This is a genomic window from Nonomuraea guangzhouensis (assembly GCF_019396345.1).
Lineage (GTDB): Bacteria > Actinomycetota > Actinomycetes > Streptosporangiales > Streptosporangiaceae > Nonomuraea > Nonomuraea guangzhouensis.
On record NZ_JAHKRM010000002.1, the window covers coordinates 229,727 to 253,311 of the forward strand.

Annotated in this window: 27 protein-coding genes; 11 read left to right on the forward strand and 16 right to left on the reverse strand. The window is 70.0% G+C overall.

Annotated elements, in window-relative coordinates; genetic code table 11:
• Positions 1–19: 19 nt before the first annotated feature.
• From KME78_RS04005 to KME78_RS04015, 3 genes are all read left to right on the forward strand, one after another.
• Positions 20–1,201 (forward strand): family 2 encapsulin nanocompartment cargo protein terpene cyclase, encoded by a 1,182-nt coding sequence (locus KME78_RS04005; protein ID WP_219527370.1) that lies wholly within the window; start codon positions 20–22, stop codon positions 1,199–1,201.
• A 41-nt stretch (positions 1,202–1,242) separates the two neighbouring features.
• A complete protein-coding gene (locus KME78_RS04010; protein ID WP_308126801.1) occupies positions 1,243–2,097 on the forward strand; it encodes a geranyl diphosphate 2-C-methyltransferase in 855 nt (284 codons plus the stop codon).
• Between the two features lie 121 nt (positions 2,098–2,218).
• Positions 2,219–3,226, forward strand: a complete 1,008-nt coding sequence (locus tag KME78_RS04015; protein ID WP_219527372.1) for a LacI family DNA-binding transcriptional regulator — start codon at positions 2,219–2,221, stop codon at positions 3,224–3,226.
• On the opposite strand, the gene KME78_RS04020 is transcribed toward KME78_RS04015, so the two are convergent.
• From KME78_RS04020 to KME78_RS04040, 5 genes are all read right to left on the reverse strand, one after another.
• Complete coding sequence (locus KME78_RS04020; protein ID WP_219527373.1) at positions 3,223–4,092, reverse strand: nucleoside hydrolase; 870 nt, start codon at positions 4,090–4,092, stop codon at positions 3,223–3,225. The two genes, KME78_RS04015 and KME78_RS04020, sit on opposite strands and share 4 nt — an antisense overlap.
• Before the next feature lie 21 nt (positions 4,093–4,113).
• On the reverse strand, positions 4,114–4,899 hold the full coding sequence (locus KME78_RS04025; protein WP_219527374.1) for a carbohydrate ABC transporter permease: 786 nt from the start codon (positions 4,897–4,899) through the stop codon (positions 4,114–4,116).
• A 2-nt stretch (positions 4,900–4,901) separates the two neighbouring features.
• Positions 4,902–5,747, reverse strand: coding sequence for a carbohydrate ABC transporter permease (locus tag KME78_RS04030; protein WP_219527375.1), 846 nt, complete (start codon positions 5,745–5,747; stop codon positions 4,902–4,904).
• Positions 5,744–7,042: an ABC transporter substrate-binding protein gene (locus KME78_RS04035; protein ID WP_219527376.1), complete on the reverse strand. Its 1,299-nt coding sequence runs from the start codon at positions 7,040–7,042 to the stop codon at positions 5,744–5,746. The genes KME78_RS04030 and KME78_RS04035 overlap by 4 nt, the downstream gene beginning before the upstream one ends.
• 141 nt (positions 7,043–7,183) lie before the next feature.
• Positions 7,184–7,648 carry a PPOX class F420-dependent oxidoreductase gene (locus KME78_RS04040; protein WP_219527377.1) on the reverse strand — a complete coding sequence of 155 codons (465 nt, stop codon included), beginning with the start codon at positions 7,646–7,648 and terminating at the stop codon, positions 7,184–7,186.
• Between the two features lie 116 nt (positions 7,649–7,764).
• Between KME78_RS04040 and KME78_RS04045 the strand changes: the two genes are divergently transcribed.
• The 5 genes from KME78_RS04045 to KME78_RS04065 all read left to right on the forward strand — a co-directional run bounded on the left by KME78_RS04045 (position 7,765) and on the right by KME78_RS04065 (position 10,651).
• A complete protein-coding gene (locus tag KME78_RS04045) occupies positions 7,765–8,106 on the forward strand; it encodes an ArsR/SmtB family transcription factor (RefSeq protein ID WP_219527378.1) in 342 nt (113 codons plus the stop codon).
• 102 nt (positions 8,107–8,208) lie between these two features.
• Positions 8,209–9,102: a TIGR03620 family F420-dependent LLM class oxidoreductase gene (locus tag KME78_RS04050; protein WP_219527379.1), complete on the forward strand. Its 894-nt coding sequence runs from the start codon at positions 8,209–8,211 to the stop codon at positions 9,100–9,102.
• Between the two features lie 32 nt (positions 9,103–9,134).
• Positions 9,135–9,608 carry a GNAT family N-acetyltransferase gene (locus tag KME78_RS04055; protein WP_308126802.1) on the forward strand — a complete coding sequence of 158 codons (474 nt, stop codon included), beginning with the start codon at positions 9,135–9,137 and terminating at the stop codon, positions 9,606–9,608.
• Positions 9,605–10,087 (forward strand): metallophosphoesterase family protein, encoded by a 483-nt coding sequence (locus tag KME78_RS04060; RefSeq protein WP_219527381.1) that lies wholly within the window; start codon positions 9,605–9,607, stop codon positions 10,085–10,087. The genes KME78_RS04055 and KME78_RS04060 overlap by 4 nt, the downstream gene beginning before the upstream one ends.
• A gap of 27 nt (positions 10,088–10,114) precedes the next feature.
• Complete coding sequence (locus tag KME78_RS04065) at positions 10,115–10,651, forward strand: XdhC family protein (RefSeq protein ID WP_219527382.1); 537 nt, start codon at positions 10,115–10,117, stop codon at positions 10,649–10,651.
• A 24-nt stretch (positions 10,652–10,675) separates the two neighbouring features.
• Here KME78_RS04065 and KME78_RS04070 read toward each other — a convergent pair whose 3' ends face one another.
• Complete coding sequence (locus KME78_RS04070; protein WP_219527383.1) at positions 10,676–10,921, reverse strand: DUF6289 family protein; 246 nt, start codon at positions 10,919–10,921, stop codon at positions 10,676–10,678.
• Between the two features lie 164 nt (positions 10,922–11,085).
• Between KME78_RS04070 and KME78_RS04075 the strand changes: the two genes are divergently transcribed.
• A complete protein-coding gene (locus tag KME78_RS04075; protein WP_219527384.1) occupies positions 11,086–11,535 on the forward strand; it encodes a pyridoxamine 5'-phosphate oxidase family protein in 450 nt (149 codons plus the stop codon).
• Here KME78_RS04075 and KME78_RS04080 read toward each other — a convergent pair.
• The 9 genes from KME78_RS04080 to KME78_RS04120 all read right to left on the reverse strand — a co-directional run bounded on the left by KME78_RS04080 (position 11,483) and on the right by KME78_RS04120 (position 21,404).
• Complete coding sequence (locus KME78_RS04080) at positions 11,483–13,165, reverse strand: sensor histidine kinase (RefSeq protein ID WP_219527385.1); 1,683 nt, start codon at positions 13,163–13,165, stop codon at positions 11,483–11,485. The two genes, KME78_RS04075 and KME78_RS04080, sit on opposite strands and share 53 nt — an antisense overlap.
• A gap of 47 nt (positions 13,166–13,212) precedes the next feature.
• Positions 13,213–14,196, reverse strand: a complete 984-nt coding sequence (locus tag KME78_RS04085) for an Acg family FMN-binding oxidoreductase (protein ID WP_219527386.1) — start codon at positions 14,194–14,196, stop codon at positions 13,213–13,215.
• Positions 14,197–14,291: 95 nt separating this feature from the next.
• On the reverse strand, positions 14,292–15,089 hold the full coding sequence (gene ppk2 / locus KME78_RS04090; RefSeq protein ID WP_219527387.1) for a polyphosphate kinase 2: 798 nt from the start codon (positions 15,087–15,089) through the stop codon (positions 14,292–14,294).
• A 43-nt stretch (positions 15,090–15,132) separates the two neighbouring features.
• Positions 15,133–16,440, reverse strand: coding sequence for an alpha-glucosidase/alpha-galactosidase (locus KME78_RS04095; RefSeq protein WP_219527388.1), 1,308 nt, complete (start codon positions 16,438–16,440; stop codon positions 15,133–15,135).
• Positions 16,437–17,384, reverse strand: a complete 948-nt coding sequence (locus KME78_RS04100) for a carbohydrate kinase family protein (RefSeq protein ID WP_219527389.1) — start codon at positions 17,382–17,384, stop codon at positions 16,437–16,439. The genes KME78_RS04095 and KME78_RS04100 overlap by 4 nt, the downstream gene beginning before the upstream one ends.
• A 24-nt stretch (positions 17,385–17,408) precedes the next feature.
• A complete protein-coding gene (locus tag KME78_RS04105) occupies positions 17,409–18,287 on the reverse strand; it encodes a carbohydrate ABC transporter permease (RefSeq protein ID WP_219527390.1) in 879 nt (292 codons plus the stop codon).
• Positions 18,284–19,234, reverse strand: coding sequence for a carbohydrate ABC transporter permease (locus tag KME78_RS04110; RefSeq protein ID WP_219527391.1), 951 nt, complete (start codon positions 19,232–19,234; stop codon positions 18,284–18,286). Before KME78_RS04110 ends, KME78_RS04105 begins: the two co-directional genes overlap by 4 nt.
• Before the next feature lie 10 nt (positions 19,235–19,244).
• Positions 19,245–20,567, reverse strand: coding sequence for an ABC transporter substrate-binding protein (locus tag KME78_RS04115; protein ID WP_219527392.1), 1,323 nt, complete (start codon positions 20,565–20,567; stop codon positions 19,245–19,247).
• A gap of 33 nt (positions 20,568–20,600) precedes the next feature.
• On the reverse strand, positions 20,601–21,404 hold the full coding sequence (locus KME78_RS04120) for an endo alpha-1,4 polygalactosaminidase (protein WP_219527393.1): 804 nt from the start codon (positions 21,402–21,404) through the stop codon (positions 20,601–20,603).
• Positions 21,405–21,707: 303 nt separating this feature from the next.
• On the opposite strand from KME78_RS04120, the gene KME78_RS04125 reads away from it, so the two are divergent.
• Entirely contained in the window at positions 21,708–22,256 is a 549-nt protein-coding gene (locus KME78_RS04125) for a TetR/AcrR family transcriptional regulator (protein ID WP_219527394.1), read from the forward strand.
• Complete coding sequence (locus KME78_RS04130) at positions 22,240–22,698, forward strand: DUF5360 family protein (protein WP_219527395.1); 459 nt, start codon at positions 22,240–22,242, stop codon at positions 22,696–22,698. Before KME78_RS04125 ends, KME78_RS04130 begins: the two co-directional genes overlap by 17 nt.
• On the opposite strand, the gene KME78_RS04135 is transcribed toward KME78_RS04130, so the two are convergent.
• Positions 22,618–23,505 carry a hypothetical protein gene (locus tag KME78_RS04135; RefSeq protein ID WP_219527396.1) on the reverse strand — a complete coding sequence of 296 codons (888 nt, stop codon included), beginning with the start codon at positions 23,503–23,505 and terminating at the stop codon, positions 22,618–22,620. The two genes, KME78_RS04130 and KME78_RS04135, sit on opposite strands and share 81 nt — an antisense overlap.
• Positions 23,506–23,585 lie beyond the last annotated feature (80 nt).

Below are 23,585 nucleotides of genomic sequence, written 5' to 3' on the forward strand. Positions count from 1 at the left end.
ATCGTTGGAAGAGGGCGTCATGTCCGCAGACGACACCACCGAGCCTCCCGCCGCCATCACGCTGCCCGGTCCCACCGGCCTGGGCACCTCGGCGCTGCGCGTCCTGCTCCCGGACCGGCGGCCCGCACCCAGGCCCTGCGAGCACGACGGGCACGAACCCCCGCTGCCGCATCTCACCCTTCCGGGCGCCGTACGCAAACACAGCCTCGCCCCCCTCACCTACCAGGAGCGGGAGTGGGGCGACGGGTCGTATCCGCCGCTGTACTGCCCCGCGACCGTACGCATCGACGAGGACCTCGCCGACGAGGTCAACCGGCGGCTGGTGGCGTGGGCGGAGCGGGTCGGGATCCACGAGGGCCGGATGAAGGAGTTCGGCGACACGGGCTACGGCCGGCTGGCCATGCTCACCCACCCCGACACCGACGACGCCGACATGCTGCTGGTCGCGGCGCAGATGAACGCCGCCTGGTGGGCGGCCGACGACTACTACGCCGACGAGACCGAGCTGGGCGCGACGCCGACCGAGCTGCCGCCGAGGCTGGCTCTGGTGACCTCCGCCATGGACCCGCCCCCGTACGCGGGCGACTACACCCGCCAGCTCGAGGAGACGATCCAGGCCGACCCCGTCCTGGTCTCGCTGAGGTCGAGCATCAGCCACGTCTCCCGGCACGCCACCCCGTCACAGGTCGGGCGCGTCTGCAACATCACCTCTCAGATGTACGTGAGCTGGGCCGCCTACGCGGCCTGGCGCTATCTGGAGGCGCCGCCGCCGGTCTGGCGGTACCTCGCGGCACGTCAGCACGACAGCTTCTACACCTCCATGACGCTGATCGACATCGTGGGCGGTTACCAGCTGCCCGCCGACCTCTTCTTCGAGCGGCGCTTCCACACCGCGCTCATGCAGGCGGGCACCGCCAGCGTCCTCGTCAACGACCTGTACTCGGTCGAGAAGGAGGCCGCCGACGAGCTCCCGGACTCCAACGTGATCCTGCTCATCGCGGCCGAGGAGCAGTGTTCGACCCGCGAGGCGACCGAACGCGCGGTCGCCCTGCACAACGATCTCGTCAGAGGCTTCGAAGCCAGCCGCCGCGAGCTCACCGCCGTCCCGTCGGCCGAACTCCACCGGTTCCTGCGCGGAGCGCAGGGGTGGATGGCCGGCTGCCTCGAATGGCACGGCGCCACCAGCCGCTACCAGTCTTGACACCGTTCCCCGCCGTTTCGCGAAGAAGGGAAATCCCCCAGGTGACCGCTACGCAGGATCCCACCGTCCTCAACAGCCTCTACCAGCGATCCGTCGCCGACTACTGGAACACCGAGAAGAACCCGGTCAACCTCCGTCTGGGCGAGGTGGACGGCATCTACCACCATCACTACGGCGTCGGCGACGTCGACTGGACCGTGCTGGACGGATCGGCGGAGACCCGGGACGAACGCGTGATCAGGGAGCTCCACCGGCTCGAATCGGCGCAGGCCGACCTCCTCATGAGCTGGCTCGGCCCGCTCGAACCCCACCACCGGGTCATGGACGCGGGCTCGGGCAGAGGCGGCTCCAGCATCGTCGCCAACCTGCGGTTCGGCTGTCACGTGGACGGCGTGTCCATTTCCGAGTCCCAGGTCGCCTTCGCCAACGAACAGGCCAGACAGCGCGGCGTGGCGGACAAGGTCCGCTTCCACTTCCGCAACATGCTCGACACCCGCTTCGAATCTGGAACGTTCCAGGCGATCTGGAACAACGAGAGCACGATGTACGTCGAGCTCTCGCTGCTGTTCGCCGAGCACGCCCGGCTGCTGAACCGCGGTGGCCGATACGTCTGCATCACCGGCTGTTACAACGACGCGTACGGCCTGCCGTCCCGGGCCATCAGCCAGATCAACGCGCACTACATCTGCGACATCCACCCGCGCAGCACGTACTTCAAGGAAATGGCGGCCAACCGCCTGGTCCCCATCAGCGTCGTGGACCTCACGCCCGCGACGATCCCCTACTGGGAGCTGCGCGCCAAGAGCAGCCTCGCCACCGGCATCGAGCAACCCTTCCTCGACGCCTACAAGAACGGCAGCTTCCAGTACCTCCTCATCGCCGCCGACCGCGCCTGACAGAACCGTGCCTGACAGACGTGCCCCCGGCCGCCGCGACGTGATCGTCGCCGGCGGCACCCCCTCCCCTGGGGGCGCGCCCCGTCCGACCCCGCTGGTTCGCCGGTAAAGTGGTGTGATCGTGGTAACCCGTAATGACGTGGCCCGGCTGGCTGGGACCTCGCCCGCCGTGGTCAGTTATGTGATGAACAACGGTCCCAAGCCGGTGTCCGCGGCGACCAAGAGCCGGGTGCTGGCCGCCGTGGAGGAGCTGGGCTACCGTCCCAACGCCGTGGCCAGGTCGTTGCGTGCCCGGCGGACGTGGACGATCGGCGTCATCGCCTCCGACAGCGCGGGCGGCAAGAGCCCGTTCTTCGGCGAGTTCACCCGGTCGTGCGAGGACGTGGCCTGGGAGCGCGGCTACTCCGTCCTGCTCGGCAACTCTGCCGAGCAGCCCGTACGCGCCGAGGGCTACGTGCGGTCGTTCCTGGAGCGGCAGGTCGACGGGCTGGTGCTGATGCGCGTACGCCCGTCGGCCCAGCAGGTCAAGGAGCTGGAGGGGCGCGTCCCGGTCGTGACGATCGACCACGAGGCGCCACCGTTCTTCTCCAGGCTGGCCGTCGACGACGAGGAAGGCGGCTATCTCGCCGCCAAGCACCTGGCCGGGCACGGGCACACCCGGCTCGCGTTCGTCGGCGGGCCGCTGGACATCATGGCGGTCGAGCTGCGGCTGGCGGGCTGGCGCAAAGGGCTGGCCGAGGCGGGGCTCGACAGCTCGCTGGTCGCGCATGCCGAGATCAGCCTGGAGGGCGGCTACTCGGCCGCCGCCGAGCTGCTGGCCGAGCGCCCGACGGCGCTGTTCGCCACCACCGACCACCAGGCGATCGGCGCCATGCGCGCCGCCGCCGACCTGGGCCTGCGAGTGCCCGCCGACCTGGCGATCGTCGGGTTCGACGGGGCACGCGAGTCCGCGTTCACGGTGCCGGGCCTGACGACGATCAGGCAGCCGATCGACGAGATGGCCCGCTTCGCCGCCGAGACGCTGATCGCCGCCATCGAGCAGGGCGAGACCGAGCCGGTCACCCGGATCTTCCCCGCCGAGCTCGTCCGCCGCGGCTCATGCGGCTGCCAGGACCCGCGCACTCCCTAGCGGGGCGCCGCGACGGTCCTGGCGACGATCTGCGCGGCCACCTCGTCCGCACGGGCCGCCACCGTGATCCTGGTACGACCCCCGCCCTCGGTGAACACGCTGCCGCCCATGGCGTCGATCGCCACATGACCTTCCGCCGTGAATCCAAACAGATCGGGCGCCAGCAGCGTCAGCACCGTGATCGGGTCGTGCGGGCTGTTCCACTCCTCGTTCCAGAACCGCCACCACTGCTCGATCTCCGCCTTCAGCGCCTCCCCGAACTCACCCGCCTCGGCGATCCTGGCCACGTCGCCGGCCTCCAGCCGCACGGTCGTGGTGACCTCCAGTCCGGTCACGGTGATCGGGGCGCCGGAGTCGAACACGATCTTCGCGGCCTCGGGGTCGCACTTGAAGTTGTGCTCGGGCTCCAGGGAGTCGAAGCGGCCGCCCATGATCCACAGGTGCCGGACGTTCGCCGCGAACGACGGGTCGGCCTGGATGGCGTTCGCGATGTTGGTCAGCGGGCCGATCGCGACGACGTCGATCCCGCCCGGCGCGCGGCGCACCTGCTCGGTGAGGTAGGTGGTGGCGTCCGGCTCGTGGGAGATCTGCTCGGTGTCGAGGTCGGTGAAGAGCTTGCCTTCGTGGCCCGCCCACCAGATCTCACGGTCGGTGAGCGTCTTCTCCGCGCCGGGCACCACGGTCACGGTACGGCCCGCGAGCCGTACCAGCCGCTGGGCCAGTCGCGCCCGCAGCGCCGTGTCACCGTAGACGGTGACGCAGCCCAGCAGGTCCACCTCCGGCGACCCGAGCAGGACGGCCAGCGCGAGCGCGTCGTCCACGTCGGAGCCGAGGTCGGTGTCGAGAATGATCTGACGGTCAGCCATGGTGGCCTTTCTCCAGAAGAGCTATTTGAGCCCGGTCGTCGCGATGGACTGGGTGAACTGGCGCTGGAAGCGCAGGATGATGGCCAGCGGGATCACCGTCAGCACGACCGAGCCGGCGAACAGCTGCCCGTAGTCGATGGTGAACTGCCCGCGCATGTTGGCCAAGGCGATCGGCCCGAGTTGATGGGCCGTGTCGGTGCCGATGAGCAGCGGCCAGACGTAGGCCTGCCACTGGAAGATGAACAGCGTCAGGCCCGCGCTGACGAGGGCGGGACGCGACAGCGGCAGGTAGAGCCGGGCGAACACCCCGAACCAGCCCAGCCCGTCGATCCGCGCCGCCTCCACCAGCTCGGCCGGGATGGCCAGGAAGAACTGGCGCAGCAGGAAGATGGCCAGGCCGTGGCCGAGACCGGGCAGGATGAGTCCGGCGTAGGTGTTCTGCAGGTTCCAGTCGCGGAACAGCGTGGCCAGCGGGATCGCGATCGCGTCGAACGGGATGAGGAAGCTCAGCACGACCACGCCGAAGAGCACGCCCTGGCCCTTGAAGCTGAGGGCCGACAGGCCGAACGCCGCCGCCGCGGAGATGGCCAGGCCGATCAGGACCGTGGCCAGCGCGACGAGCAGCGAGTTGGCGATGGCCCGGCCGAAGCCGCCGGTGAGCAGCGCCAGGTAGTTGGCGAGCGTCGGGTCGGCAGGGATCAGCGAGTTGCCGAGGTTGCCCGTGCCACGCAGCGAGCTGCTGAGCGCCCACAGCAGGGGCAGCGCGAAAGCGAGGCCGACGAGTGCGGCGAGTGTCCTTCTGAGCATGCTCAGTCCTTGGCGCGCAGCAGGCGGAACTGGACGATGACCACCGCGAGCACGACCAGCACCAGCAGCATGACCTCGGCCTGGGCCAGGTTGAGGTCGCCGACGCTGTAGGCGCGGGTGAAGATGTCGAACATGGTGACGTTCGTGGACCCCTGTGGGCCGCCGTTGGTCAGCATCTGGACGGGGGCGAAGACCAGGAAGTTGGACACCGTGTCGGCCACCAGCACGAACGCCAGCGGCCTGCGCAGCAGCGGCAGCGTCACGTGCCAGAACCTGGCCCAGGAGGAGGCGCCGTCGATGCCCGCCGCCTCATAGAGCTCGCGCGGGATGTCCTGCATGCCGGCGATCAGGAACATCATCCAGTAGCCGACCCCGATCCACGACAGCAGCACGATCAGGCACCACAGCGCCTGCTGCGGCGAGGTCAGGAACGGCTGCTGCGGGATGCCGAGCACGTGCAGCACGGCGTTGAGCATCCCGTCGGGCCGGTAGGCCACGCTCCAGATGGCCGCCGACACCGCGGGCGGCACCGCGATCGGCAGGATCACCAGGGAGCGCAGGAAGCGCACCCCGGCGAGCTTCCGCGTGTACAGCACCGCCAGCGCCAGCGCCACCGCGATCTGCAGCGGGTTCACGATCAGGCTGAACACCAGCGTGACCTTGACGCTCTGCAGGAACGTCGGGTCCTCGAACAGCGTCGCGTAATTGCCGAGCCCGACGAAGGACGTCTCGCCGGTGACCAGGCTGGTGTGCCGCAGGCTGCTGCCGACGGCGATGGCCGCCGGGATCAGCCGGAGCGCCAGCAGGGCCACCAGCGCGGGCGCCAGGAAGGCCAGCGCGACCTTCATCGAAGCTGCTTCCAGGCGGTGGTGATCTCCTGGGTCGCCTGGTCGAGCCGGGCCTTGGGGTCGGCGCCGTTGCGGATGTCGGCGAACGCCTTGGTCATGATGTCCTCGAACTGGATGTAGCCGACCGACCTGGGCCGCGCCACCGCCGTGTTCTGGGCGTCATATTTCATGATCTCGCCGACGCCCTTCGCCTTCGCGTCGAGCAGCGGCACGTACTTGTCGAACGCCGCCTTGCTCGACGGGATGATCGTGGTGTTCTGCGTGGTCTGCAGGTTGCCTTCCGGGTCGAGCGCCGCGTACTCGATGAACTTCCGCGCCGCCGTCTGCTTCTTGGAGGCCGGGTTGACGCCCCACGACCACGAACCGGTCGGGGTCACCGGCTTGCCGCCCTGGAAGTACGGGTACGGCGCGACGCCCCACTTCAGACCCTTGGCCGCGGCGAACGCGCCCACGTCCCACGGGCCGCCGGCGAAGAAGGCCACCTTGCCCTCGCTGAACAGCGGCGAGGTCTGGAAGGAGCCGACGCCACGCGGGGCCAGCTTGTTCGCGAACAGGCCGTGGTACCAGGTCATCGCCTTGACCCAGCCGTCGGTCGTGATGGCGGGCGTCAGCATCTCGGGGCCGGTGATCCCGGATCCGCCGCCGAGCGACTCGGCGAGGCTCTGCAGCTGGTAGAACTGCTCGATCTGCTCGGGGATGACCGCCCACTGGGCGCCGGCCTTCTCCTGCGCCTTCTTGCCGGCCTCGACCGTCTGCTCCCACGTCCACCGCTTGGCCGGGTCGCTCGACGGCGGCTGGACGCCCGCCTTCTCCAGCAGCTCGGTGTTGTAGAAGAGGAACTGGTCGGAGGTCCAGATGGGCAGCGCCCACAGCTTGTCCCTGAAGACGTTGACCTCGTACTGGCCGGGGAGCGCGGCGCTCTTCACCTTGTCCGTCAGGTCGGTCAGGTCGGTGAGGAAGCCGCGGGTGGCCAGCGCGGCGACGCGCGGCTGGTCGACCGTGTAGACGTCGATCGAGTCGTCCTTGGCCGCGAGACGCTGCTGGAGCACGCTGTTGAGCTGGTCGAAGGGGACCTGGGTGTAGGTCACCTTGAGTCCCGGGTTCTTGGCCTCGAATCCGGCGATGACCGGGGCGAAGGTCTTGGGATCCTCGGGGCCGACGAACTGGATCGGGCCCGCCGCGTCGGCGGCCTGGGTCGCACCACCTGACCCACCTGACCCACCCGACCCGCCTGACCCGCAGGCGGCCAGGGCACCGGCCAGGGTTGCCGCGACGATCACCCTGTAGAACTTCATCGCCTAGCTCCTTCTCACTGAGGTCTACACGTGTCACCTTCAGTCGGGCCAGAATGCCATCAAGCGTCGCGAAGAACAAGCCCCAGGTCAGGCGGGTTTTACGCCATTCAGCCGCGAATCACCCGCGAATCGGGCGCGCCGCTACTGCGCCAGCCGGGCGGGGAATCCGCCGGTCGCGATCGGGCTCCAGCGGTCGATGTGCAGGCGGATGAGGGACTTCCCCTGCCGCCGCATGGCCTCGCGATACTCATCCCAATCGGGATGCTCGCCCGAGATGCACCGGTAGTACTCCACGAGTGCGTCGAGCGCCTCGGGCATGTCCAGCACCTCGGCACGGCCGTCGACCTGGACGTACGGGCCGTCCCAGTCGTCGGAGAGCACGCAGATCGACGCCCGCTCGTCGCGGCGGGCGTTGCGCGTCTTGGCCCGGTCGGGATAGGTGGACACCACGATCCGGCCGCCCTCGTCGACCCCGCAGGAGACCGGCGAGAGCTGGGGCCGCCCGTCGGCGCGAGTGGTCGACAGCAGGCCGTGATGCCTGGGACGGAGGAAGTCCAACAGTTCGGGCAGTTCGACACGGCTGGCGGTCGCGATCCTCGGAGCCATCTCACGTACCTCTCCGCGCCGGGCCGTCGGCGGCATCCGGCGTCAAGGCTCCGATCCTTTCATCCGCCCCAGCCCTGGCGGCCGCCGGGATGAACCTATACTCATCTGGACGACCCATGACTACACACACCACATCCTCACTGGACGCCTCCGCGCAGCTGCTTGACGTGTTCAAGGCGCTCGCCAATCCCGTGCGCCTCCAGGTGCTCCAGTGGCTGCGCGATCCCGACCTCCACTTCCCGCCGGACCAGGCGATCGCGGACCAACATGAGGTCGGTGTGTGCGTGAGCCACATTCAGGCCAAGACCGGGCTCGCGCAGTCGACCGTCTCCGCCTACATGGCCTCGCTGCAGCGTGCCGGGCTGGTCCGCGCCACTCGCGTGGGCAAGTGGACGCACTACCGGCGCGACGAGGAACGCATCGCCCAGCTCGTCGACGCGCTCGGCCGCTCGCTTTAACGCTCGTTACCCGAGACTCCGTGCGAACCCCACATTTGTTGTCATATCGACTTTCTGCGATACTTCGATTCGACGATCCGACCGATTCGGCGAGGAGGAGCCATGGGCACGATCGACGGCATGGATGTGGGGCGGTTCGGGGTCTGGACGTTCGACTTCGAGGACCAGCCGGCGAGCATGATGCGAGAGTCCATCCAGGAGCTCGAAGAGCTCGGCTGGCCGGCGTTCTGGATCCCGGAGCGGGACGGACGCGAGGCGATGACGCACGCCGGGTTCCTGCTGTCCAGCACCGAGCGCATCACCGTCATCAACGGCATCGCGCGGATCTGGTCCCGCGAGCCACGGTGGACCCAGGGCGCGGCGCTGCTGCTGGCCGACGCCTACCCCGATCGCCACCTGCTCGGTCTCGGCTTCGGGGGCGGGCGCCCCGGGGCCAAGCCGCTTCAGGCGATGAACGACTACCTGGACGAGATGGACGCGGCGACGAGCGCCAACCCCCCGCCGCGGGCACCGATGAGACGCCTGCTGGCCGCGTACGGACCGAAGATGCTCGAGCTGGCCCGCGACCGGTCCGAAGGCGCTCATACCTACCACGTGACGGTGGAGCACACGGCGCAGGCGCGGGAGGTGCTGGGCGCCGGCCCGTTCCTCGGCGTCGAGCACGCGGTGCTCTTCGAGACCGACCCGGGCAAGGCGCGTGAGATCGCCCGCGAGCATCTGCACGTGTACCTCACGACGAAGTACAACATCGCCAAGTTCCTCCGCCTGGGCTACACCGAAGCCGACATCGACGGCGGGCGGGGCAGCGACCGGCTCGTCGACGACCTGGTGTTCTGGGGCGACCTCGACACGATCGTCGGCAAGCTGCACGACCACCTCGAGGCCGGCGCCGACCACGTCGGCATCCAGGTGCTCGGCATCGAGCCGGGCCGATCGGCCATGCCGCGATGGCGGGAGCTGGCCGAGGCGCTGCTCCCCCAGCGAGCCGCCAGGTAGGCCCGGCCGGCGACCTCGATATCGTGGGCCACGTGGACATCATCGAGGCCCCTCGGCTCGTCCTGCTCCCCCTGCGGGTCGAGCACGCGGACGAGATGGCCGTCGCACTCTCCGATCCCGCCCTGCACACCTTCATCGGCGGCACCCCCATGACCGCGTACGAGCTGCGCGCCCGCTACGAGCGCCTGGTCGCCGGTCCGCCCGGCTGGCGCAACTGGGTGATCCGGCTGCGCGAGGACGACAGTCTGGTGGGGTACGTACAGGCCACGATCGACGAGCGCAGCGCCGAGGTCGCCTGGGTGGTCGGCACTCCCTGGCAGGGCCGCGGCCTGGCCGGCGAGGCAGCCAAGGCGCTGGTCGGCTGGATCGCGGACCAGGAGATCGACACGATCGTCGCGCACATCCACCCCGATCACACCGCCTCGGCCGCCGTCGCGGCCTCCGCCGGGCTGCACCCCACCGACCAGTGGCAGTCCGGCGAGGTGCGGTGGGAGGCACGGGTGTGAGAGCGGCGGTGCTGTCCGACACCCATGCCCCGCGGCACTGGAAGTCGTGCCCGGACCGGGTGGCCGCCCACCTGCGGGGAGCCGACGTCATCCTGCACGCGGGCGATGTCTGCGTCGGTGCGGTGCTCGCCGAGCTGGCGGCGTACGCACCGGTTCACGCGGTCAAGGGGAACAACGACGGGCCGGACGTGGACGCGCCCGAGACGCTGGAGCTGGAGCTCGCGGGGCTCCGGGTGGCGATGATCCATGACAGCGGGCCGGCCAAGGGGCGCTGGGACCGGCTGCGGCGGCTCTTCCCGGACGCCGACCTCGTGGTGTTCGGCCACTCGCACATCCCGCTCGACCATCACGAGGACGGGCTGCGGATCTTCAACCCGGGCTCCCCCACCGACCGCCGCCGCCAACCGCACGGAACGATCGGGCTGCTGGTGATCGAGGAGGGCCGGCTGGTGTCGTCGGAGATCGTCCCCGTCACCTGAGGCCCGATCGCGGGTAAGACTGGCGGTATGGCCCATACGCATGACGCCCATTCGCATGACGCGGACGCGCTCTGTGACGTCGCCCATGGCGAGGCGGCGACCGGAGACGGTGATCGCACGCTCGTCGCCGTGTTCGCCTCGCCTGTCGCCGACTACCTGCTGCGCTACGGCGCCGACCTGGGATTCCGCGGGATCCTCTTCGAGCCAGACCCGCGTCGGAGCACGGCCCCGGCGGGGTTCGAGGTCGTCACCGCGCCCCCGGCGGACCTGGACGGCACCGCCGACATCGTGCTCACCGACCACCACCGCCCGGAGCTCGCCGCCGTGCTGCACGAGCTGCTCGGGTACAAGTGCCGGTGGATAGGGGTGATGGGCAGCCCGCGCCATCCGGCGCCGTATCTCCAGGCGCTGGCCGAACTCGGCGCGCGGGCGGAGGACATCGCCCGGGTGCACCGGCCGATCGGGCTCAACATCGGCTCGCGCACGCCACCGGAGATCGCCATCGCCACCCTGGCCGGCCTGCTGGCCGACCGCAACGGACGGCCGGGCGGCTTCACCTTCTGAAGCCGCCCCGCCGCGGTGCCTCGATCAGCAGGGGGTCTCCAGGAAGTCGTAGAAGATGGTTTTGACGCCCCAGCCGGGAAGGGTCTCCCCTTCACAGCCCACGCGCCTGACTCCCGCCACCGTGGTGCGGGTCTCGTCGGTGTAGTACGTGGTGACGCAGGTGTATCCGAGCGCGCAGGCCCGGGCGAAAGCGGGAGCACTTGTGACGGTCGTGATGGTGGCGAAGGAGCCGAGGGCGAGGAGTACGGCCAGCAGTGCGCGGCGAATCATGAAGACCCTTCCCGATCGAGGGAGCGATACTGCTCCCGATGATCGATCACCGGGATCCGCAGCTTCAAGACGCTTTCGGATCTTGGCCACATCCGGCCGCTCACCGCCAATGATGGGACTTTCGCCCCTAATATGAGCAGATCCGGTAAGAGACCCTAAACAGCATGCAATTGGACTCGTCCGGTCTGGTGGTGCTCTCCCGTGAGGAGTGCTTCCACCTGCTGGCGTCGGCCGTGATCGGGCGGATCGTCTTCACCGACCGCGCGCTGCCCGCCGTGCAGCCGGTCAACTTCTGCCTCGACGGCGAGAGCATCGTCATCCGTACCGCGATCGGGTCGAAGCTGGCCGCCGCCACCCGGCAGGCCGTGGTGGCGTTCGAGGCCGACGAGTTCGATCCGGAGTCGCGCACGGGGTGGTCGGTGACGACCGTGGGACACGCGCGGGCCGTCCGTGAACCCGCCGAGCTGGCCCGGCTGGCCGCGCTGCCGCTCCTGGCCTGGGCGCCGGGGAGCAGGGACCACTACATCGTGGTGGGCGCGGAGCGGATCTCGGGTCGCCGGATCACAGAGGGACCCGCCAGCACAGCCGGGCCCCGCTGGGCTCCGCAGAGGTGATCTCCAGGGTCCCGCCCAGACAGGTGGCGCGGTCTTCGAGATTGCGCAGCCCGCTGCGCCGGCCGTCGGCGGGCAGGCCGATGCCGTTGTCCTGAACGATGAGCCTGAGGTGGCCGTCCGCGACCTCCACCGCCACGTCGGCCTTGGACGCCTTGGCGTGACGTACCACGTTGGACAGCGCTTCGCGCAGCACGGCGAGCAGGTGCTCGGCCACCGCGTCCGGCACCTGGTTGTCGAGCGGGCCCTCCATCCGCAGCCCCGGCATGAACCCCAGATGACCGCGGGCGGCTTCGACCAGGCCGACGATCTGCGCGCGCAGGCTCGGCTCGGTGTTCTCGCGCGGGCTCTGCAGCGCGAAGATGGTCGAGCGGATCTGGCGGATGGTCTCGTCGAGCTCGTCGATGGCGTGCTGGACGCGGCCGGCCGCCTCCGGGCGGTCCACCAGCTTGACCGTGCTCATCAGCGTCATCGCGGTGGCGAACAACCGCTGGATGACCACGTCGTGCAGGTCCTTGGCGATCCGGTCGCGGTCTTCCAGCAGGTTGAGGCGTTCGGCGTCCTTACGGGCCTCGGCCAGTTCCAGCGCGATCGCGGCCTGGCCGGCGAACGACTCCAGCATCCGCAGGTCGGCCGCGGTGAACGGCAGCCGCCCTGAGCGCTTGGCCAGGGCCAGCACGCCGCGTATGGCCTGGCCCGCGCCCAGCGGCAGCAGCAGCTCGGGACCGAACCCGAGGGGGCGCAGCGGCGAATCGGCGTCCAGCAGGTCGTCCTGGCTGAGCGGCTCGCCATGGGTGAACACCTCGCCGGCCGCGCTGGTGCCGAGGTCGAAGGTGATGCCGGTGACCTCGTCGGCCAGCTCGCCGTCCACGATCTCCGCCGTCAGGACGCCGTTGAGCGGCAGCAGCACCTTGACCAGGTCGGCTCCGGTCATCGCCCTGGCCCGCTGGGCCATCATGGTGAGCACCTCACCCGGGTCCGCGCCGGACAGCAGGCTGGTGGTGACCTCCGAGGAGGCCTGGAGCCAGGTCTCGCGCCGCCGGGTCTCCTCGTACAGGCGGGCGTTCTCCACGGCGACGCCGGCGGCGGCGGCCAGCGCGATGACGATGGCCTCGTCCTCCTCGTCGAACTCCGCCCCGCCGCGCTTCTCGGTCAGGTAGAGGTTGCCGAAGACCGCGTCACGCACCCGGATCGGGACACCCAGGAAACTCCCCATCGGCGGATGACCCGGCGGGAACCCGTAGGACTCGGGATGATCGGAGATCCGCACCAGCCGCAGCGGCCGGGCGTCCTTGATCAGCAGCCCGAGCAGGCCCAGCCCGTGCGGCCAGTGCTCGATGCGGGCGATCTCCTCCTCGGTCAGCCCGACCGGGATGAACTGGACGAGCGTGCTCTCCTCCCCGACCACGCCCAGCGCCCCGTAGCTCGCGTCCACCAGATTGGTGGCGGTCTCCACGATCCGGCGCAGCACCGTCTCCAGGTCCAGGTCGCTGCCGACGGACACGACGGCCTCCAGCAACGCGTGCACCCGGTCGCGGGTGGACAGCACGGCGTTCAGCCGGACCTGCAACTCTGCCAGCAGTTCGTCCAGTCGCATACCCGGCATCAGCGGGTGCGACCCTATGTCCGTCATAAGGGCAGTTTCCCACCCCAGCAGCGGAGCACACATCCCCCGATCGATCAGTCGGCCACTTCGTACAGGGGCCGGCGGATCGCGGCGGTCCCGTCGAAGGTGATGCCGAGCCGCATGATCATCTGAGGCTGTTCGCCGGAGCAGAGCGACTCGCGCAGGAACTCCCGCAGGTGCGGCATCTCCAGCGCCTGGGTGTGGAAGGCTGCGCTGACGCCGTGGGCGGCGGCGTGCAGCAGGACGCGCTGCAGCGCCTGGCCGGTGACGAGCCACTCCTCCCGGGTGTCACCGGGCGTGGTGAGCAGGGCGACGACGCCGGTCGTGCTCGACGCGCCCTGGTCGCCCTCGGTGCCCCAGTCGTGCCGCCAGGCGTAGTCGCGCTGCGGGAAGTCCGGGTCGGTCCGTACCGCCTCGCGCGGGTAGCCCTCGGCGGGCACGCCGTCGGTGCGCCTGCTGCCCGGCGGGCGGGCCCAGCGGATCACCTCCAGGCTGAACAGCCGGTCCTGGGCCTGTACGCCCTGTGCCGCCTGGGTGAGCGCGGCGACGACCCGCACGGCGTCCGGGGACCTGACCGGCGTGAGCCTGGCCTGCTCCATCGACGCCTCTCTGACCAGTTGCTCGACCAACTGCTCGGGAACGGGCAGGTTGGTGAAGCCCGCGCGGTGCGTACGGCGGCGCTCGATCTCGCCCCTGAGCAGCCGGGTGTGCTCGTCGGCCTCGATCGTGGCGCCGAGCCGCACCGTGGCCAGCAGCGACGGGCGGTCGGGATCGGGCAGGACCCGGACCACGGGCTGGTACCCCTCGCAGGCCAGCGCCGTACGCATGGTGAACAGCGCCGCGCCACAGCTGATCAGCAGCTGCCGGCCCGCCGTGTCGCTGACGCGCAGCTTCCTGTCGACGTCGGCCCGCAGGCTGATCTCCTCGCCGGAGACGGCGAAGGACCAGGGCTGGGTGTTGTGCACGGACGGTGCCCAGCGGGCGGCCTCCAGGGCCGACTTGACGGCCTGCTCCCGCGTTTCCGTACGAGTGCTCATGACTCCACCTCCAGAGACCAGCTCATCACCGGCCGGAGGCGGCGGTCAGGGCCTAAGGTCCCCCCTGCTTAGAGGCGGTCGTCCCGGCTGCCGGATCACTGCCCGGCGAGCTCCGCCGCCGCGTCGGGCACGTGCGTCTCCAACCTGGGCGGCCTGCGGTATCCGGTCCCGGGAGGCCGGGTCGGGACCTTCAGCCGAGTCCGGTGGACCTCCTGGTAGGGGATGCTCGACAGCAGGTGGGAGATCATGTTGATCCTGGCCCGCCGCTTGTCCTCGCTCTCCACGTCATACCAGGGCGCCTCGGGGATGTGGGTGTGGATGAGCATCTCGTCCTTGGCCCGGGAGTACTCCTCCCACCGCGTGATCGACTCCAGGTCCATCTCCGACAGCTTCCACTGCCGCATCGGATCATCGAGCCGGGCGTGGAAGCGCCGCTCCTGCTCGTCGTCGCTCACCGAGAACCAGTATTTGCGCAACAGGATCCCGTCCTCCACCAGCAGCCGCTCGAAGATCGGGCACTGGTGGAGGAACCGGGTGTACTCCTCCTGCGTGCAGAAGCCCATCACCCGCTCGACCCCGGCCCGGTTGTACCAGCTCCGATCGAAGAGCACGATCTGTCCGGCGGCGGGCAGGTGCTGGATGTAGCGCTGGAAGTACCACTGGCTGCGTTCCCGCTCGGTGGGCGCCGGCAGCGCGGCGATCCTGGCCACGCGCGGGTTGAGATATTCCGACACCCGCTTGATCGTGCTGCCCTTCCCGGCGGCGTCGCGGCCCTCGAAGATCACCACCACCCGCCGGCCCTCGGTCCGCACCCACTCCTGCAGCTTCACCAGCTCTCCCTGCAGGCGGAAGAGCTCCTTCTCGTACACCTTGCGGCTCAGCTTCTTAGCCATGCGGCCCACCCTTCCCGGCGCCTTTACCCCAGGGTCGCAGGCCCTATCCGAGGAGGGCGCGGAGGGCGGGCTGCAGGCGGTCGGCGTGGGCCGTGACCATGTCGTCGCACAGCTGCCAGATCCGCTCGACGGGCAGGGCCCCGGCGGTCGCCGGGTCCATCATGGCGGCGTGCCGGATGTGGCGTGGGTCGTCCTCCAGCGCGGCCCGGACGACCAGGTCGTTCATGCTGAGGTAGGCGCGGTTGAGCGCGGCCAGCTGCGGGGGCAGCTCGCCGACACGGGTGGGCTGCACGCCCATCGCGTCGACCAGGCAGGGCACCTCGACCACGCCGCGAGCGGGGAGGTTCTGGATCAGGCCGTGGTTGGGCACGTTCCCGTAGATGGTGCGGGGCGTGCCCGTGGTGATGCTGTGGATGATCTGCGGGGCGTACTCCATGGTCCCCTCGACCGGCAGCGGGGCGCCGGTGGCCAGGGCGTCGCGGGTCTTCTCGTAGCTGGCCACGTTCTCGTCGACGATGTCCAGGTAGGCGCCGATGGGCAGGCGCAGCCGCTCGATCTCGCTGTCGTGGCCCAGGTACCAGGGCACGTACTCGGAGGAGTGCTCGCTGGTCTCGGTCGGGTAGTAGCCCAGCCGCCGGTACATGTCGACGCGGACGCGGCGGCGCAGCTGCTCGTCGGCGGCGATCAGCGCGTCGAGGCGGGGGTACAGGTCGTCGCCGTCGTGCTCGAACCGGAGCACCCACGCCTGGTGGTTGACGCCCGCGGCCCGGTAGGTCACCTCCTCGAACGGCACGCGCACCAGGTCGGACAGGTCGCGCATCGTCCAGTAGACCGAGTGGCACAGCCCCACCACGCGGGTCAGCCCGGTGGCCTCGGCGAGGTACTGGACGTTCATCGCCATCGGGTTGGTGTAGTTGAGCAGCCACGCGTCGGGGCAGACCGCGGCGATGTCCTCGCCCAGGGCCTTCAGCAGCGGGAACGTGCGCAGGGCGCGGAAGATGCCGCCGACGCCGAGGGTGTCGCCGATGGTCTGGCGCAGGCCGTACCGGGCGGGGATCTCGAAGTCGGTGCGGGTCGCCTCGCCCATGCCGATCTGGACGATGTTGATGACGAAGTCCGCGCCGGTGAGGGCCTCCCGCCGGTCGGCGTGCGCGGTGATCCGCGGGCGGGCGCCGCGTTCGGCGGCGATGTGCCGGGCGGCGGCCTCCGCGGTGCTCAGGCGCTCGGCGTCGATGTCGTGCAGCGCGATGCGCGCGTCCTTCAGCTCGGCGAACGCGAAGAGGTCCGCGAGGAGGCCCTGGGTGAAGACGACGCTTCCCGCGCCGATGAATGCGATCTTCGGAGTGCTCATGTAGGCGTGTTTTCCTTGGTGGTGACGTGTGCGACGGCCTCATCCCAGGTGGGCTGGGCCGTGGTGCCGCCGGGGGCGCGGGTGGACAGGGCGCCGCAGACGGCGGCGAACTCCAGGGCGCGGTCGGGGAGCAGGCCGTTCAGGGTCGCGGCGATGAAGCCGGCGTCGAAGCTGTCGCCCGCGCCCACGGCGTCCACCGGCGTCACGGTGATGCCGCCGGTGGTGACGAGCCTGTCCCCGTCGTGGCAGAGGGCGCCGTCCGCGCCGTTCTTGACGGCCACCAGCGGGCCGCGCGCGGCGAGCGCGGCGGCGACCGCTTCCAGGGAGCCCCCGGCGTCACCCGCGAGGTGGCGCGCCTCGTGGGCGTTGGGCAACAGGATGTCGAGCTCCGCGAGTACGGCCGACAGCCCGTCCGGATCCCACAGTCCGGCGGGGTCGTCGTTGGTGTCGAGCGAGGTGGTGGCGCCGTGGGCCCGAGCCGTGCGCAGCAGGCCGGGCAGCGCCTTGGCGAGTCCCGGCATCAGGAAGTAGGAGGCGAAGTGCACGTGCCTGGTGGCGGCGAGCAGTGACTCGGGGACGTCGTCGCCACCGGTGGCGGCGAGGGTGCCGGGAGCGGTCAGGATCGCGCGATCGCCGTCGCGGGTCAGCACGACGGTGAGCGGGGTGGACAGCTCCGGGTCCACCCGCAGCGCCGCGGTGTCGACCCCGCGGGCGTTCAGGGCGGCGCGGACGTAGCGGCCGGCGTCGTCGTCGCCGACGCGCCCGGCGAACGCGACGCGCAATCCCAGACGCGCGGCTCCGCAGGCCATGATCGCCGCGGAGCCGCCGAGGGTGAGCGCACCGCCGCCGACGAGCTGTTCGCGCTGCTCGAAGGCGAGCGGAGCGTCCAGTGGGCCGAGGATGACATCGGGGTTGGCGTCCCCGGCAACGAGCAGGTCGAACATCGGTTTCCTGTAGATCGAGGGGTTTCAGCCCTTGAGGCCGCTGGAGGTGATGGACCGGATGAACGACTTCTGCGCGCCGATGAAGGCGAGCAGCACCGGCAGCACCGTGATGAGGTTCCCGGCCATGACCGCCGCCCACTGGGTGTGGTGCCGGCCCTGGAAGTTGGCCAGCCCCAGTTGCAGGGTGTACTGGGTGTCGTGGCTGATGGCGATCAGCGGCCAGGTCAGATCGTTCCAGGTGGTGAGGAACGTCAGGATCGCCACGGTGCTCAGCGCGGGCCGCGACAGCGGCAGCACGATGCGGAACAGCACCCGCAGCCTCGTGCACCCGTCCATCCAGGCGGCCTCCTCCAGTTCCCTGGGCAGCGAGAGGAAGAACTGCCGCAGCAGGAACACGGCGAACGGCGTGACCAGCGACGGCACGATCAACGCGCCCAGCGAGTCGATGAGCCCGAGGCTCTTCATGACCAGGAACGTCGGGATCATCGTCAGCTGGAACGGGATCGCCATCGTGGCCAGCATCAGCACCAGAAGGGTGCGGGAGCCGAAGAACCGCATGCGGGCGAACGCGTAGCCGCCGAGCGAGCCGAACACCAGGTTGGACACGACCGCGACACCGGAGACGATCAGCGAGTTGAGGAACCAGCGCGGGAACAGGGCGTTGTTGAGCACGTACCGGAAACCGCCCAGGTTGATCCCCGAGGGCCACAGCGCGGGCGGGAACCGGTTGATCTCCGCGTTGCTCATCACGGAGCTGAGCACCAGCCAGATCAGCGGGATCGCGAAGATCAGCGCGAGCGGTGCCAGGAGCAGGTGCCAGGCGCTGAACGGCAGCCGCGCGCGGCTCTTCCGGTTCACGCCCGCGTGCGCGGCCCGACGCTGGGTGGTGGCGGTCGCCGTCATCGGGTGGCTCCTTCGAGGCGATTGCGCTCACGGCCCCGGACCACGCGCAACCCGGCGGCGATCACGAACAGGGCCACGGCCAGGACATAAGCGGCGGCGGCTCCATAACCGGCCGTGAAGTTCTTGAACGCCTGCTCCCAGATGAAGTAGACGATCACCGTGGTGGCGCCGAGCGGGCCGCCCTTGGTGGTCACGTACACCAGGTCGAAGACCTGCAGGGCGTTGATGGTCTGCCACAGCACCAGGAACACGCTGACCGGCGTGAGCGTGGGCAGGGTGACGTGGCGCAGCAGGTGCCATCGCCCGGCGCCGTCCAGCCGCGCCGCCTCGATCAGCGGCTGCGGTACGTCCTGGAGGGCCGCGAGATACACCACCACGCAGAACCCGAGTCCGCTCCACAGGCTGATCGCGACCAGCACGAGCAGGGCCTGGGCCGGGTCGGTGAAGAACTTCTGGGGCGAGACGCCGAACCAGTGCAGCACCGCGTTCGCCGCCCCGAACTGCGGGTCGAGGATGAAGGAGAACAGCGTCCCCTGGGCGGTGGCCGAGATGACGAACGGCACGACGAACAGCGTGCGGTACAGGCCGACCAGCCTGATCCGCCGGTTCAGCACCAGCGCGAGCCCCAGTCCCAGCACGATGCTGAGCGGGACGTACAGCGCCGTGTAGACCAGCGTGTTGCGGACGGCCTCACTGAAGTGCGGGTCCTTGGTCAGCGCGTAGTAGTTGTCCAGTCCCACCCAGCGGCTGGGCGTGACCAGGTCGTCGGCCTGGAAGGACAGCAGGAACGACCAGACCGTGGGCACGATGCTGAGCCCGAGGATGATCAGGACGGCCGGGGAGATGAACGACCAGGCGGTCGCGGACTCCCGGCGCCGGGCCTGGCGCCGGGCCCGTTGCCGCAGGTCGTGGCCGGAGATGGTGATGGGTGTGGGCACAGGAGACATGCGACGCTCCTCAGCGCGGTATGAGCAGGGCGGCGTTGGCCGCGTCGGCACACTCGCGCAGCGCTTCGGCGGGGGTGCTCTTGCCGAGCAGGACGGCGACGACGGCCTGCCCGAGCGCCTGGGATATCTGCGGATAGGCGGGGTGCGTGGGGCGGACCCGGGCCGTCTCCAGCGACTTGACGAACACCGGCAGGCCCGGAGCGTCCGCCTCCTGCTTCTTCCAGGCGGGCAGTTGCTGGGTGGGACGGCTCAGCGGCATGCTGCCCGCCTCCACGTCCCAGCGCACGTCCTGGGCGGGCTGCATGAGCCAGGTCAGGAAGGTGCGGGCGGCCCGCACGCGCGTCTCGCCGTTGTCGAACATGGTCCAGGTGTCGGGACCCGAGATCGTCATCGGCCGCCCGCTGAAGCTGGGCAGCGGCACGACCTCATAGTCGATCTTGGCATCCACGATGTCGGGCAGCTGCCACGGGCCCGTGACGACCATCCCCATCCGGCCGCCCAGGAACACCTGGTACATCTGCTCGCTGCCGGGCTTGGGGTCGATGTAGACGCTCGCGTCCTTCGCGAGCGCCTCCACCACCTGCAACGCCTGCGCGCCAGTGTCGGCGAACCCGATGCCGCGCCCGTCCTTGGCGACCACGTCGCCGCCCAGGTCCCAGATCAGCGGCCACATCCGCCAGACCGTGTCCTCGTCCGCCGCGCCCGGCCAGCCGGTGCCGAACCGGCCGCTGCCGGCGTCGGTCAGCTTCTTGGCCGTCTCGATGAACTCCGGCCACTTCCAGCCCGCCTGGGGCAGAGGCACCCCCGCGTCGCGGAACACCTTCTTGTTGCAGACCACGGCGAGCGAGTCGAGCACCGCCGGAGCCGCGCGGACCTGGCCGTTGATCGTGACGGCGGCCCGCGCCGGCGCCCAGAAGTCGTTCCACGGCGTGGGACCGGACTCGACCATGCTGGTCAGATCCACCACCTGCGGGCTGCGCGCGACGTTGGCCAGGTCCGATCCGAAGATGTAGGCGATGTCGGGGTAGGAGCCGGACGCGAGCGACGCGGTGATCTTCTGCAGCATCGCGTCGGCCAGCACTCCCCCGCCCATGTCCACCCGGATGCCGGGATGCGCCCGCTCGAAGTCGGCCACCAGCCGCGCCAGGGCGTCTTTGGCGGTGTCGGTCTGACCGTGCCAGAGCTCGATCGTGACCCGCCCGTCGGCGCCGACGCCATCGCCGGCGCCTTTCGCGCACCCGGCCAGCGACGTTCCCGCCACCGCCGTGAGCGCCAGGGCGTACCCGCCGCGCAGGACGTCTCGGCGGGAGGGCAGTGGGGCAACGCGCTCCATCTTTACCTCCAGAAACCGTGGTCAGAAGACCGGTCAGCAGGTCTTGCGGACATATCCGCTGCTGCCCTTGGGTGAGACGTCAACGTCGCGCCGGACGATGCTCAGCTTGGTACCCCAGCCGGAGCACGCCCTCGACAGACCGGTGGCGGTGTACTCGATGACGATCACGTTGTTGCCGAACGCCGCGGTGTAGTCGCCGCACTCCTTGTACTGGCCGCACTCCTCCGCGACCGCGAAGTCGAGCCCGTTCGCCGTGCGCGAGCCGGCCAGCTCCGAGGTGTTCTTCTGCGCGATGGCCAGGCCCTGGCTGTGGGCGTGGCTGCTGAGCAGCCGGATGTACGCCTGGGCGTTCGAGGCCGTCAGCAGGCTCTTCGAACGGGTGTAGCTGTCGTAGTTGTCGGGCTCGATGGCCTGGTAGCCCTTGGTCTTGCAGCCGGTGATCCAGGAGTTGACCTTCGCGGCGACCCGCTGGCGCTTGGCGTCCGTACGCAGGTCCAGCAGCGCCTCGCCCCAGTCCTCGTCGATGACGACCTTGCCGTTGGCGTCACGCAGCAGCAGGTCGGAGTCCCAGTCCTTCTCCTCGCCGGGCTGGACCTGGAAGGCGTTGACGTAGCAGATGTTGTACAGCCCCGCCGCGGGAGCCGCGGACCTGTCCCTGCTGACCACGGTGACCCCTGACGGGGGCGTGTAGGCGCCGCCGATCTGGTAGTCGAACCCGGCATGGGTCGGAGGCGGGGTGAACGCGGCCGCCGAGGCGGTCGACGGCGTGGCGGCAAGCGCGGCCACGGCGGCCGTCAATGCCGCCGCAGCACTCAAACATCTACGGGTGGGGCTCATCGTCGGACTCCAGACGATAGGGGGTACGTCCCCGCCTCGGACGCTGACAGCGATCCTGGCGACTTAGTCCGGGCTCATGGTGGTGACCATCTACCGGCTAGGCGTACCTCTGGCGCCGGATGCTAGATACCGGCGTTCATCGGAGTAAATCGAGCACGAACGCTTCTGTCAAGAGCTCGGACCTGCTCGAATGACGGGATTTAAGCGCAAGATTGCACAATATGGGCCTCGCCATCGGTGCGGTCAGCCTATCGGCGATCACGTACGTTGAAAATATACCGGCTGGCCGGTATACATACGAATATGCCCAGACCAAGCTCGAAAGACCGGCTGCTGGACGCCGCCGCCGACGTGCTGCTGTCCGACGGTGCGGAGTCGCTCACGCTGGAAGCCGTCGCCAAGCGGGCAGGCGTCTCCAAAGGCGGCCTCTTCTATCACTTCCCCACCAAGCAAGCGCTGACCGCCGCCATGATCGAGCGCTTGACGAAGGCCTTCGACGACGCGCTCGACCAAGCGGGCGACAGACCGGGCGACTTCCTGCGCGCCTACGTGCGGGCGACGCTTCCCGAACGGCACACCACTGCCGCCCCGGCCGACCGGGTGACCGTCGCGCTGCTGGCCGGGGTCCTGGTCGATCCGGCCGGGCTGGCGCCGCTGCGTGAGCGGTTCGCCGCCTGGCAGGCACGGCTCGCCGACGACGGCATCGACCCGGCCGCGGCGACGGCGATACGGCTCGCGGTCGACGGATGGTGGGCGGTGAGGCTGCTCGGGCTGAGCGAACCGGGGCCGGGGCTGCACGAGCGGACCCGCGACTATCTCATGGAGGCGATCGATCGTGCCGCGCACCACTAAGGCGTTGATGCTGGTCACGGACGTGGGCTTCGTCGTCTACTTCACCGTGACCGGCCTTGGCCTGATCCCGCCGGAGTGGGCGTTCGCCGACTACGCCAATCCCTTGATGGCCGACTGGAACTGGTCGTTCCTCTGGATCGATCTCCTGGCCAGCGCGACCGGCCTGACCAGCCTGTTGCTCCTGCGCCGGGGCTCGCCCAGCGGCTCGCCGCTGATGCTGGTCTCGCTGGTGCTGACGATGGCGTCCGGGCTGATGGCGATCGCGTTCTGGACCCTGCGCGGGGACTTCTCACCCCTCTGGTGGATACCGAACCTCTACCTCATGCTCTTCCCCGTCCCGGGGATCATCCGCCTGACGGCGTCAGATCCGCGCGTTGCGCCGCAGGACGCCGAGAGCGGCCACGGTCGTGTAGCCGCGCCAGTCCAGGACGCCCGCGGGTGAGATCTGGGCGTAGTCGACGGTCCATCCGCCGTCGTCCTGCTGCGCCCCGGCCAGGCGGTCGAGGTCGGCTTCTATCAGCTCCGGGGCGAACAGGGACCGCACCGGGCGGTCCGGGACCGGCGCGAAGTCCAGCGGGCGGAGCATCTCGTGCTCGGTGCCGCCTTCGACGTGCACCTGGCCGGTGGCCGGGACGTACGCGCCCAGCCGGTCGAGGAGCCCGGCGGCCTCCGGGTGGGTGTCGTGCACGGCGTCCAGGAACCGCAGCGCGAAGGCCAGCACGTACGCGTGCGGCCGCTGGTCGAGGGCGGCGATCGTGTCCAGGCAGTAACGGGTGGCCCGGTCCAGCCAGGGGTGCGCGGCCACGCCGGGCAGGTGGGCGGCGACCCGGTGCGCGGTGGCCACGGTGACGGAGGTGATCTGCAACGAGGACACCGTGCTGTCGGCGCCGGCCCACCAGGGCGCGTTGCCGGCGTCGGAGGCGCGGGGCAGCGCGAACGGCAGGCCGCCGTCGGGCAGCGAGGCCGACGCCAGCCAGTCGCACAGCTCGGCCGCCCGCGTGGTGGCGGCCGGGGCGGTGTCCTCGAACACCTCGAAGGCGTGCAGCGCGGCACCGGGCTGGCTCTCGGGCGAGCGCAGGTCGGGCTCCAGACCCCAGCCGTAGCCGCCGTCGGGGTTGCGGTAGCCGTCCAGCGCGGCCAGCGCACCGGCCGGATCGCCCTGGCCCATGAGGACCTCGAAGCGGCGGCGGTCCAGGACCCGTGCGTGCGTGGCCAGGAAGGCCGTGGCAGCGGAAAGATCAACGTTCATGTCTTCATGATGACCCTGCCGCCGAGCTGCGGTCTTGTAAGAAACGGCCGTGAAGGGGCGTGCCCCGGAAGGCACGCCCC

Coding starts and splice junctions, on each gene's coding strand:
- KME78_RS04005 (WP_219527370.1), top strand. CDS start 20: ATGTCCGCAGACGACACCACCGAGCCTCCCGCCGCCATCACGCTGCCC.
- KME78_RS04020 (WP_219527373.1), bottom strand. CDS start 4,092: ATGGCTGACCGTCAGATCATTCTCGACACCGACCTCGGCTCCGACGTG.
- KME78_RS04025 (WP_219527374.1), bottom strand. CDS start 4,899: ATGCTCAGAAGGACACTCGCCGCACTCGTCGGCCTCGCTTTCGCGCTG.
- KME78_RS04030 (WP_219527375.1), bottom strand. CDS start 5,747: ATGAAGGTCGCGCTGGCCTTCCTGGCGCCCGCGCTGGTGGCCCTGCTG.
- KME78_RS04035 (WP_219527376.1), bottom strand. CDS start 7,042: ATGAAGTTCTACAGGGTGATCGTCGCGGCAACCCTGGCCGGTGCCCTG.
- KME78_RS04040 (WP_219527377.1), bottom strand. CDS start 7,648: ATGGCTCCGAGGATCGCGACCGCCAGCCGTGTCGAACTGCCCGAACTG.
- KME78_RS04045 (WP_219527378.1), top strand. CDS start 7,765: ATGACTACACACACCACATCCTCACTGGACGCCTCCGCGCAGCTGCTT.
- KME78_RS04050 (WP_219527379.1), top strand. CDS start 8,209: ATGGGCACGATCGACGGCATGGATGTGGGGCGGTTCGGGGTCTGGACG.
- KME78_RS04065 (WP_219527382.1), top strand. CDS start 10,115: ATGGCCCATACGCATGACGCCCATTCGCATGACGCGGACGCGCTCTGT.
- KME78_RS04070 (WP_219527383.1), bottom strand. CDS start 10,921: ATGATTCGCCGCGCACTGCTGGCCGTACTCCTCGCCCTCGGCTCCTTC.
- KME78_RS04075 (WP_219527384.1), top strand. CDS start 11,086: ATGCAATTGGACTCGTCCGGTCTGGTGGTGCTCTCCCGTGAGGAGTGC.
- KME78_RS04080 (WP_219527385.1), bottom strand. CDS start 13,165: ATGACGGACATAGGGTCGCACCCGCTGATGCCGGGTATGCGACTGGAC.
- KME78_RS04085 (WP_219527386.1), bottom strand. CDS start 14,196: ATGAGCACTCGTACGGAAACGCGGGAGCAGGCCGTCAAGTCGGCCCTG.
- ppk2 (WP_219527387.1), bottom strand. CDS start 15,089: ATGGCTAAGAAGCTGAGCCGCAAGGTGTACGAGAAGGAGCTCTTCCGC.
- KME78_RS04095 (WP_219527388.1), bottom strand. CDS start 16,440: ATGAGCACTCCGAAGATCGCATTCATCGGCGCGGGAAGCGTCGTCTTC.
- KME78_RS04100 (WP_219527389.1), bottom strand. CDS start 17,384: ATGTTCGACCTGCTCGTTGCCGGGGACGCCAACCCCGATGTCATCCTC.
- KME78_RS04105 (WP_219527390.1), bottom strand. CDS start 18,287: ATGACGGCGACCGCCACCACCCAGCGTCGGGCCGCGCACGCGGGCGTG.
- KME78_RS04110 (WP_219527391.1), bottom strand. CDS start 19,234: ATGTCTCCTGTGCCCACACCCATCACCATCTCCGGCCACGACCTGCGG.
- KME78_RS04115 (WP_219527392.1), bottom strand. CDS start 20,567: ATGGAGCGCGTTGCCCCACTGCCCTCCCGCCGAGACGTCCTGCGCGGC.
- KME78_RS04120 (WP_219527393.1), bottom strand. CDS start 21,404: ATGAGCCCCACCCGTAGATGTTTGAGTGCTGCGGCGGCATTGACGGCC.
- KME78_RS04125 (WP_219527394.1), top strand. CDS start 21,708: ATGCCCAGACCAAGCTCGAAAGACCGGCTGCTGGACGCCGCCGCCGAC.
- KME78_RS04135 (WP_219527396.1), bottom strand. CDS start 23,505: ATGAACGTTGATCTTTCCGCTGCCACGGCCTTCCTGGCCACGCACGCA.